This is a genomic window from Sphingopyxis sp. DBS4 (assembly GCF_024628865.1).
In the GTDB taxonomy this organism is placed as follows: Bacteria; Pseudomonadota; Alphaproteobacteria; order Sphingomonadales; family Sphingomonadaceae; genus Sphingopyxis.
The window spans coordinates 4,348,132-4,357,663 of record NZ_CP102384.1 but is presented as its reverse complement, the minus strand read 5'-3'; the positions used below and the strand labels follow the sequence as shown (position 1 = coordinate 4,357,663).

Here is a 9,532-nt window from a genome sequence, read left to right as displayed (position 1 = left end):
CCGTCCCGGACACGCAGTCCGAAAGAGCACGAATCATGTCGATGTGACGGCCACCGGCGAAGGCCGATGACTCCCCCTGTCTAGGCAAGGCGGCGCGAGTCGATCAAGCCCGGCGGGTGTAAAAATACTGAAATAAAAATCTTGACTCGCAAGGGGGGTCGGAATCGCGTCGGAACTCCAGATTTTCTATATTTTTCAACATTTTATATGTGACGCCAATTATGACAGCAGCGAATCGCAGCAAATCCGTCACTTACCGCGCTGCAACACAACTGCCATCGCGGAGTCACGAACCGGGACGCACAAAAAAGCCCGCCGGCATCGAGCCGGCGGGCTTTTTTGTACCCTTTCGGGACGATCGATCAGGCGATCGCGTTCACGCTCTTGGTCAGGCGCGAATATTTGCGGGCAACCGTATTCTTGTGGAGCACGCCCTTGGCAACACCGCGCGCCATTTCAGGCTGCGCAGCCTTCAGCGCGGTCGCCGCAGCATCCTTGTCACCCGAAGCGACGGCCGCCTCGACCTTCTTCACCAGCGTGCGGATGCGCGAAACGCGATTCTTGTTCACGGTAGCGCGCGCCTGGTTGCGACGGATGCGCTTCTTTGCCTGCGGCGTATTGGCCATAAATTCCTCTAGTCTTTCAAACGGTCAACATGGTCGGAGCACAGCCTCATCGGAGCAGCCGAATCGCGCGAGGTGCGGCGAATCAATGTCCGGATGCGGCCGGTTCCGGACGACCGGACCCTGCTCGAAGGGTGCGCCCATAGCCACGAAGGGCTGTCCGGTCAATGCCTATTGCGGCACAAAGCCCCCTCAACGCTGGCATTTCGGGCAAAAGAAGGTCGATCGCCCGCTCTGCACGACGCGCGCGATCGTCCCGCCGCATTCGCATGGCTCGCCCTCGCGCCCATAGACGCGCCAGTCCTTCGCGAAATAGCCGAGGTCGCCCTCAGGACTCAGGAAATCGCGCAAGGTCGATCCGCCCGCGGCGATCGCGGCGGTCAACACCGCCTTGATCGCGGGCACCAGCGCCGCGAGTTTCGCGCGCGCCACATCGGCCGCGGGCTTCAGCGGCGAGATCTTCGCCATGTTGAGCGCTTCGCAGACATAGATGTTGCCGAGTCCGGCGACGATCGTCTGGTCGAGCAGCATCGCCTTGATCGGCGCGCGCCGTCCGGCCAGCGCCCGTGCCAGACAGGCAGCATCGAAATCGTCGGACAAAGGCTCGGGCCCCAGGGTCACGAACGCCGGGAACAGCGCCAGCGGATCGCCGTTCACCAGGTCGACCGACCCGAATCGCCGTGGATCGTGAAGGAACAGCCGGTGCCCCGCGCCGGTTTCGAGCAGCAGATGGTCGTGCTTCCCCGCCTCGCCGCCCTCGGTCCGCCAGCGCCCCGACATGCCGAGGTGGAAGATCATATGATCGTCGCGGTCGGTCGACACGATGCCATATTTGGCGCGGCGCGACAGGGTGGTGACCGTCGCGCCGGTGAGCCGCTGCGCGAGATCGGCGGGAAAGGGGCGGCGAAGGTCGGGGCGGAAGGTCGTGACCGCCGTCAGCCTTTGCCCTTCGAGGAAAGGCGCAAGGCCGCGGACGGTGGTTTCGACTTCGGGAAGTTCGGGCATATCGCGCATCGGGCTACGCGCCATTTGCGCGGGCGGCAAGGCCTCGCTAAAGGCCGGAGCGCACTTCCACACTCCCCGTAAAGGCGCGCATAAATGGCTACCCCCGACACCGTCAGCTTCGGTTACGAACAGGTTCCGGCGACCGAGAAGACCGCTATGGTCGGCGAGGTGTTCAGCCGCGTCGCACGCAAATACGACATCATGAACGACGCGATGTCGGGCGGGATGCACCGCCTCTGGAAGGACCGCTTCGTGCGCCGCGTGAAGCCACGCAGCGGAGAGGCGATCCTCGACATGGCAGGCGGCACCGGCGACATCGCCTTTCGCATGGAGCGCTCGGGCGCCAGCATCACCGTCGCCGACATCAATCCCGACATGCTGGGCGTCGGCATGGAGCGCGCGGTCGAGCGCGGCATCGACAGCCTCGTCTGGTCCGAGCAGAATGCCGAGAAGCTCTCCTTCCCCGATCAGTTCTTCGACGCCTATACGATCGCTTTCGGCATCCGCAACGTCACCGACATTCCGGCCGCACTCAGCGAAGCACACCGCGTGCTGCGCTATGGCGGGCGCTTCTTCTGCCTCGAATTCTCGACCAACGAATGGCCCGGTTTCGCGCAGGCCTACGACGCCTATTCGCACCATCTGGTGCCAAAGCTCGGCAAACTGATCGCGCAGGACGAGGATAGTTATCGCTATCTGATCGAGTCGATCCGCCGCTTCCCGCCGATGCCCGAATTCGCCCGGATGATCCGCGAGGCCGGATTCACCGCGGTGAAGGTCGAGCCGATCATGGGCGGACTCGTCGCGATCCACAGCGGGTGGAAAGCTTGACCCGCCCCATCACCCACATCTTTCGGCTGCTGAAATGGGGGCGAATCCTCGCGCGCCACGGCGCGCTGCGCGGGATCGAGAGTGCGCCGCAGACCCCGCCGGGCGTCAAGCGCCTGTGTCGCCTCGCGCGGTTCGGGACGATCCAGCCGAAGGTGCCCGATTATGCCGCGGCCTTTCAGGCGATCGGCCCCGCTGCAGTCAAGCTCGGCCAGACGCTCGCGACGCGCCCCGACCTTGTCGGCGAAGAGGCCGCGCGCAACCTGCTGACCTTGCAGGACGCGCTTGCGCCGGTCGGTTTCGAGCGCATCCGGCAGGAGATTGAACAGACCTTCGAGGCACCCCTCGGAAGCCTTTATGCCGAATTCGACGCCGAACCCGTTGGCTCTGCCTCGATCGCACAGGTGCACCGCGCCGTGACGACCGACGGCCGCCAGGTCGCGGTGAAGGTCCGCCGGCCCGGCATCGACAAGCAGTTCGCGCGCGACATCGAAACCTATGAATGGGCGGCCGCGCATCTCGAGGCATTTGGAGGCGAGGCGAGCCGATTGCGTCCGCGACAGGTGATCGCCAATTTCCGCCGCTGGACCTTGCGCGAGCTCGACCTGCGCCGCGAGGCGGCCTCGGCCTCCGAGCTCGCCGACGCGATGGTCGGGGTGCCGACCTATGAAGTGCCCGCGATAGACTGGGACCGCACTGCGAGCCGCGTGATGACCCTCGACTGGATCGACGGCATCAAAATTTCGCACCGCGACCAGCTCATCGCCGCGGGACACGACATGGAGACGCTGGCGGCGAACCTCGTCAACGCCTTCCTCCGCCAGGCGATTGCCGAAGGTTTCTTCCACGCCGACATGCATCAGGGCAATTTGTTCGTGAAAGGCGACGGCACGATCGCCGCGGTCGATTTCGGCATCATGGGGCGGATCAACCGCCAGGCGCGCTACTGGCTCGCCGAGATCCTCTATGGCCTCACCACCGGCAATTACCGCCGCGTCGCCGAGATACATTTCGAGGCGCAATATGTCCCCGACTATCACAGCGTCGAGGAGTTCGCGACGGCGCTGCGCGCGGTCGGCGAGCCAATGCGCGGCAAGCCGGTGAGCGAGCTAAGCGTCGGCCAGATGCTCGACGGGCTGTTCGCGATCACCCGCGATTTCGACATGCAGACCCAGCCGCACCTGCTGCTGCTGCAAAAGACGATGGTGATGGTCGAGGGCGTGGCGACGATGCTCGATCCGAAGATCAACATGTGGGACGTTTCCGGCCCCTTCGTGCGCGAATGGATTCGCGACGAACTCGGCCCCGAAGCCGCGCTCGCCGACGGCCTGCGCGAACAGGGCAAGACACTCGCGCTGATCCCCGACATCATCCGCCGCCTCGACGCGCAATTGCCGAAGCCCGGCGGCGCACCGCCCGCACCGCCGCTGCCCGACGTCGCGCTGATGTGGGAAAAGGGCGAGAGACGCGTCTGGTGGCGTTATGCGCTGACGGCGCTTGTCGGCGCGGCGGCGGGAGCGGCCGCGTTCAACTGGTTCGGTTGATTCGAAAGACCGATGCGCATATCATATGCGCAAGGAGAATGGCGATGAACCGTCCCGCCCGATTCGAAGGCCCCAAGAAGGCCACCAATGTCTCGCTGAGCGCCGACCTGGTCGAAGAGGCGAAAAGGCTGGGCCTCAACGTCAGCGAAGCCTGTCAGGCCGGTCTTGCCGCCGAGGTGAAGAAGGCACGCGAAGCCGTGTGGAAGGAAGAAAATCGCGCCGCGATCGAAAGCTGGAACGATTATACGCGCAAACATGGGCTGCCGCTTGCCAAATACCGGCTGTTCTGATGCCGCAGTTCGATGTTTACAGAAGCCGCGATGGAAACGAACTGTTGCTCGATTGCCAGAGTGATCTCCTCGGTCATTTCGACACGCGCTTCGTCGTTCCGCTGGTCCCGACGCAAACCGCGCAGAAGCTGTCGCGCCTTCATCCGCTTTTCGAAATCGACGGCCAGCGCCATATCATGGCGACGCAATTGGCATCGGCCATTGATGCAAAGGAACTGGGTTTGCGCGTCGCGTCGCTGACCGACCGGCGCTACGACATATTGAACGCGATGGATATGCTGCTGACGGGAGTATGACGATGGCGGCCAAGCGCATCCTGCTCATCATCGGCGGCGGCATCGCCGCCTACAAGAGCATCGAGCTCGTCCGGCTCCTCCGCAAGTCGGGGCATGTCGTGCGCTGCGTGCTGACGCGCGCGGGCGAACAGTTCGTGACCCCACTGACGCTCGCCGCCCTGTCTGAGAATAAAGTCTATACAAATCTTTTCGACCTGAAAGACGAGGTCGAGATGGGACATATCCAGCTCAGCCGCGAGGCCGATCTCGTCGTCGTCGCGCCCGCGACCGCCGACCTGCTCGCGAAGATGACGGCAGGCATCGCCGACGATCTGGCAACGACGCTGCTGCTCGCGACCGACAAGCCGGTGCTCGCGGCACCCGCGATGAACGTCCGTATGTGGCTGCATCCGGCAACGCGGCGCAACGTCGCGACGCTGCGCGGGGACGGCATCACCGTGATGGAACCCGACGAGGGCGAAATGGCATGCGGCGAATATGGGCCGGGACGGCTTCCCGAACCGCAAGCGATCAGGGAGGCGATCGACAAGGCGCTTTCTTCTCCCCTCCCGCTTGCGGGAGGGGCCGGGGGAGGGCCTGTTTCGTTGGCAAGCGGCAACCCCACGGACACGCCCTCCCCTAACCCCTCCCGCAAGCGGGAGGGGGACATCGACGGCCAGCCCGACTTCGCGCCCGCGAACCATCGCCCCCTGTTCGGCCGCCGCATTCTGATCACCGCCGGCCCCACGCACGAGCCGATCGACCCGGTGCGCTACATCGCCAACCGGTCGAGCGGAAAGCAGGGTTTCGCAATCGCCGCCGCCGCCGCCGAAGCAGGCGCCGAGGTGCTGCTGATCGCCGGCCCGGTGCCGCTGCCGACCCCGCCGGGCGTAATTCGAGTCGATGTCGAGACCGCACGCGAAATGGCGGCCGAGGTCGAGGCTAGCCTGCCCGTCGATGCCGCGATCATGGTCGCGGCGGTCGCCGACTGGCGCGCCGCCGACACCGCGGCGCAGAAGATCAAGAAGGACGGCAGCGGCGCGGTCCCGCCGCTCGCACTGGCCGAGAATCCCGACATCCTTGCCGGCCTTGCGAAAAGCGCGCGGCGCCCGCCGCTGCTGATCGGCTTCGCCGCCGAGACCAACGATGTGATCGCGCACGCGGAGGCAAAGCTCGCGCGCAAGGGCTGCGACTGGATCGTCGCCAATGATGTCTCCGCCGATCCCATGGGCGGCGAAACGAACCGCGTGCATATCGTCAGCAAGGCTGGCGTGGACAGTTGGGACCGGCTGCCGAAACATGCCGTCGCCCGCAAATTGATGGAAAAGATCGCCGATGAGCTCGACGCCCGCCTGCCCGCTTCCGATGATTGAAATCGCGATCCAGCGCCTGCCGAACGGCGGCGGACTGCCCCTGCCTGCCTATGCCAGCGACGGCGCAGCTGGGATGGACGTCGTCGCGGCCGAGACGCTGACCTTGCGCCCCGGCGCGCGCCACGCGGTCGCGACCGGCTTCGCGATGGCGATCCCGCCCGGCTATGAAGTGCAGGTGCGTCCGCGTTCGGGCCTTGCACTCAAGCACGGCATCACCTGCCTCAACACGCCGGGGACGATCGACAGCGACTATCGCGGCGAGGTGAAGGTGATCCTTGCCAACCTGTCCGACGATAATTTCGAGATCGCCCGCGGCGACCGCATCGCGCAGCTCGTCCCCGCCCCCGTCCAGCGCGCCACCTTCGCCGAGGTCGAGACGCTCGACGAAACCGCGCGCGGGACGGGCGGTTTCGGCTCGACCGGGGTTGCCAGCGACGAAGCCATCGAGGACGACAACATCCCCGAGAATGTCGGCTCGCTCGCGGCGATGAAGATGCGCCCGCCGGGCGAATAGCCCTTGCTCAGCGACGCCGAACTCGACCGCTACGCGCGCCAGATCATCCTGCCCGCCTTCGGCGGCGCGGGACAGGCGAAGTTGAAGGGCGCCCATGTCGCGATCATCGGCGCGGGCGGGATCGGCTGCCCGGCGATCACCTACCTGGCCGCCGCGGGAGTCGGCAAGCTGACGATCATCGACCATGACCGGATCGAGCTGTCGAATCTCCAGCGCCAGCCGCTCTTCACCGACACCGACCTCGGCGGGCTGAAGGCCGAGGTCGCAGCCGATGCCGCGCGGCGGATCAACCCGCATGTCGAAGCGGTGGCGATGGCGGAACGGCTCGATGCAGGCAATGCCGAGGCGCTACTCGCGGGTGCCGGCCTGATCCTCGACGGTTGCGACAATTTCGCGACCCGGCTCGCGGTCAACGCGGCCGCAGTCGCGCTGCATATCCCCCTGCTCTCCGCCGCGATCGGTGCCTTCGAGGGGCAGGTCGCGCTTTACGAAGGCTGGCGCGCCGACAGCCCCTGCTATGCCTGCCTCGTCGGCGACGATCCCGACCGTCCCGGCATCAATTGCGCCGAGCAGGGGGTGATGGGCGCGCTCGCGGGGATGGTCGGGACGATGGCGGCGCTCGAAGCAGTGCGCGCGCTCACCGGCTGGGGCCGGGCGCTGACGGGCCGGCTGGCGATCCTCGACATGCTCGACCGACGCTGGCGCGAGGTCACGGTCGCCAAGGAACCGGAGTGTCCGATATGCGGGGGTTGAGCCTTATCGTCGCCGCGGCCGACGGCGGCCGCTTCTATGCCGCGCTCGAAACCGCGGCCGCGGCGAGCGCGCTGGGACGCCCCACGCGCGTCTTTCTGCAAGGCGAGGCCGCGGCATTGCTCCGCGCCCCCGTTTCGTTCGACGGCGACCCCGCGCGCCGGGCCGCCGGCCAGCCCGACCTCGCGTCGCTGATCGCCGAGGCGATGGCAATGGGCGTGCGGCTGATCGTCTGCCAGTCGGGCATGGCGCTTGCCGGCATGAGGGCGAGCGAGTTGGTGCCGGATATCCGTGCGGGCGGGCTGGTGAGTTTTCTGGCCGAAGCAGGCGCGGACGATCAGTTGGTCGTCTTTTGACTCACGCCTTATATTGAGCCGTTCCCCCGCGAAGGCGGGGACACACCCATATTCTGACGGCGGCGATTTACGGATTCTTGCACACGGTGATCGCGTCGGGCGCGGGCCGCTTGCCGTAGGGAACGAAGCGCGCGAGATAGCCCCCGGCGTGCGCCTTGTCGTCATAGGAGACGAGCTTGTAGCCCACCGCCTCGAACTCGCAGACGAGCAGGCGGAAGGGCGTGCCGTGCTGTGCGATCGGGCGGTCGCCGTCGACGACGATCACCTGTCCGCCCTTGCGAAGCGCCGGACGCAGCCGCCACAGGAAGGCGTAGGGCTCGCCGATTTCGTGATACATATGGACCATGAAGACGCGGTCGAAGCTGCCCGCGGGCAGCCGCGGATCGTCGACCGCGCCGAGTTTCAGCGAGACATTGTCGAGTCGCTCGCGCGCAACGCGGTCGGCAAGCCGCTCGATCACCTCGGGCTGGATGTCCTGCGCGAGGACGCGGCCCGTGGCGCCGACCCGCGGCGCCAGGCGCACGGTATAATAGCCGTCACCCGCGCCGATGTCGGCCACCGTCATGCCGGGGCGGACGTCGGCCGAATCCATGATGTCGTCGGCCTCGTTGACGCGGTCGCGCGCTTCCTCGGTCGACCATTTGGTCGAGGTGATCGGCGCAACCGGCCGGTCGGCGGGCGGAAACTCGCGCGCGGTTTCGGGGCGGTCGCTGTCGCTGCTCCACGGATTGTCGCAGCCGCCGAGCGACAGCGCCGCCAGCGCGGCAAGCAAGGCCGCGCGGCGGATCATCAGTCGATGTCCTCCACCTCGACCTTTTCGCCCGTCACCTTCTGCGACAGCGCCGCCGCCATGAACGGATCGAGCGCGCCGTCGAGCACGTCGCCGGGCGCGGTCGAGGTCACGCCGGTGCGCAAATCCTTCACCAGCTGATAGGGTTGGAGGACATAGGATCGAATCTGGTGGCCCCAGCCGATCTCGGTCTTCGCCTGATATTCGCCCGATGCCTCGGCCTCGCGCTTCTGCAGCTCAGCTTCGTACAGGCGCGCCTTCAGCATGCCCATCGCGGTCGCGCGGTTCTTGTGCTGCGAGCGGTCGATCTGCGACGCGACGACGATGCCGGTGGGCATATGGGTGATGCGCACCGCCGAATCGGTCGTGTTGACGTGCTGCCCGCCCGCGCCCGAGGCGCGATAGGTATCGATCTTGAGGTCGCTTTCCTTGATCTCGATCTCGATATTGTCGTCGATCACCGGATAGACCCACACCGACGAGAAGCTGGTGTGACGACGCGCCGAGCTGTCGTAGGGCGAGATGCGGACGAGGCGGTGGACGCCGCTTTCGGTCTTGGCATAGCCATAGGCGTTCTCGCCCTTGACCAGCATCGTCGCCGACTTGATCCCCGCCTGGTCGCCCGCCTGATATTCGATCAGCTCGACCTTCATGCCACGCTTTTCGGCCCAGCGGCTGTACATGCGCTGGAGCATCTCGGCCCAGTCCTGGCTTTCGGTGCCGCCGGCACCGGCATGAACCTCGATATAGCAGTCGTAGCTGTCGGCCTCGCCCGCGAGCAGCGCCTTGATCTTGTCATCCTCGGCGCGGGCGGCGAGCGCCGCGAGGCTGGCGACGGCATCGTCGACCAGCGCCTCGTCGCCTTCCATCTCGGCCAATTCGATCAGTTCGACGGTATCATCGCGCTCTTTCTCGATCGCGCGCGTCGCGGTAATCGCCTCGTCGAGACGGCGGCGTTCGCGCATGACCTCCTGCGCCGCCTTGGGGCTATCCCACAGCGTCGGATCCTCGACCTTCGCGTTCAATTCATCGAGGCGGCGCACCGCGCGATCCCAGTCGAGGAATCGGCGCAGCAGCGCCAGCGCGGCGTTGATGGTATCGACATGATCCTGCGCTTCGGCGCGCATGGTATTGCTCCTGAAATTCGGTCGAGCACCGGCCATAAAGGCTGGCGCGCCATAGAC

At 66.0% G+C, this 9,532-nt stretch carries 11 protein-coding genes and 1 pseudogene; 8 read left to right on the top strand and 4 right to left on the bottom strand.

The genetic code is table 11. From position 1 onward, the window contains the following. Window positions 1–362 precede the first annotated feature (362 nt). Together rpsT and mutM are read right to left on the bottom strand one after the other, a co-directional pair. Window positions 363–626 (bottom strand): 30S ribosomal protein S20, encoded by a 264-nt coding sequence (rpsT, locus tag NP825_RS20825; RefSeq protein ID WP_257547308.1) that lies wholly within the window; start codon window positions 624–626, stop codon window positions 363–365. A 189-nt stretch (window positions 627–815) separates the two neighbouring features. After that, a complete protein-coding gene (gene mutM, locus NP825_RS20820; RefSeq protein WP_257551583.1) occupies window positions 816–1,628 on the bottom strand; it encodes a bifunctional DNA-formamidopyrimidine glycosylase/DNA-(apurinic or apyrimidinic site) lyase in 813 nt (270 codons plus the stop codon). A gap of 93 nt (window positions 1,629–1,721) precedes the next feature. Between mutM and NP825_RS20815 the strand changes: the two genes are divergently transcribed. The 8 genes and pseudogenes from NP825_RS20815 to NP825_RS20780 all read left to right on the top strand — a co-directional run bounded on the left by NP825_RS20815 (window position 1,722) and on the right by NP825_RS20780 (window position 7,558). Continuing rightward, on the top strand, window positions 1,722–2,459 hold the full coding sequence (locus NP825_RS20815; protein ID WP_257547306.1) for a class I SAM-dependent methyltransferase: 738 nt from the start codon (window positions 1,722–1,724) through the stop codon (window positions 2,457–2,459). Continuing rightward, complete coding sequence (gene ubiB / locus NP825_RS20810) at window positions 2,456–4,000, top strand: 2-polyprenylphenol 6-hydroxylase (RefSeq protein WP_257547303.1); 1,545 nt, start codon at window positions 2,456–2,458, stop codon at window positions 3,998–4,000. Before NP825_RS20815 ends, ubiB begins: the two co-directional genes overlap by 4 nt. A 44-nt stretch (window positions 4,001–4,044) precedes the next feature. Next, the gene (locus NP825_RS20805; protein ID WP_257547301.1) at window positions 4,045–4,290 is read left to right on the top strand and encodes a type II toxin-antitoxin system CcdA family antitoxin; all 246 of its coding nucleotides are present in this window, start codon (window positions 4,045–4,047) and stop codon (window positions 4,288–4,290) included. Continuing rightward, a complete protein-coding gene (locus tag NP825_RS20800) occupies window positions 4,290–4,586 on the top strand; it encodes a CcdB family protein (RefSeq protein ID WP_257547299.1) in 297 nt (98 codons plus the stop codon). The genes NP825_RS20805 and NP825_RS20800 overlap by 1 nt, the downstream gene beginning before the upstream one ends. Before the next feature lie 2 nt (window positions 4,587–4,588). Beyond that, entirely contained in the window at window positions 4,589–5,938 is a 1,350-nt protein-coding gene (locus NP825_RS20795) for a phosphopantothenate--cysteine ligase family flavoprotein (protein WP_257547297.1), read from the top strand. Beyond that, window positions 5,931–6,362 (top strand): annotated as a pseudogene (dut, locus tag NP825_RS20790) (dUTP diphosphatase); the annotation flags it as partial. The gene NP825_RS20795 and the pseudogene dut, both read left to right, overlap by 8 nt. A 93-nt stretch (window positions 6,363–6,455) precedes the next feature. Continuing rightward, entirely contained in the window at window positions 6,456–7,205 is a 750-nt protein-coding gene (locus tag NP825_RS20785) for a HesA/MoeB/ThiF family protein (protein ID WP_257547295.1), read from the top strand. Then, window positions 7,193–7,558 carry a DsrE family protein gene (locus NP825_RS20780; protein ID WP_257551581.1) on the top strand — a complete coding sequence of 122 codons (366 nt, stop codon included), beginning with the start codon at window positions 7,193–7,195 and terminating at the stop codon, window positions 7,556–7,558. Before NP825_RS20785 ends, NP825_RS20780 begins: the two co-directional genes overlap by 13 nt. Window positions 7,559–7,625: 67 nt before the next feature. Here NP825_RS20780 and NP825_RS20775 read toward each other — a convergent pair whose 3' ends face one another. Further along, window positions 7,626–8,348, bottom strand: a complete 723-nt coding sequence (locus NP825_RS20775) for a class I SAM-dependent methyltransferase (protein ID WP_257547293.1) — start codon at window positions 8,346–8,348, stop codon at window positions 7,626–7,628. Further along, window positions 8,348–9,475, bottom strand: a complete 1,128-nt coding sequence (gene prfB, locus NP825_RS20770; protein WP_257547291.1) for a peptide chain release factor 2 — start codon at window positions 9,473–9,475, stop codon at window positions 8,348–8,350. Before prfB ends, NP825_RS20775 begins: the two co-directional genes overlap by 1 nt. Window positions 9,476–9,532 lie beyond the last annotated feature (57 nt).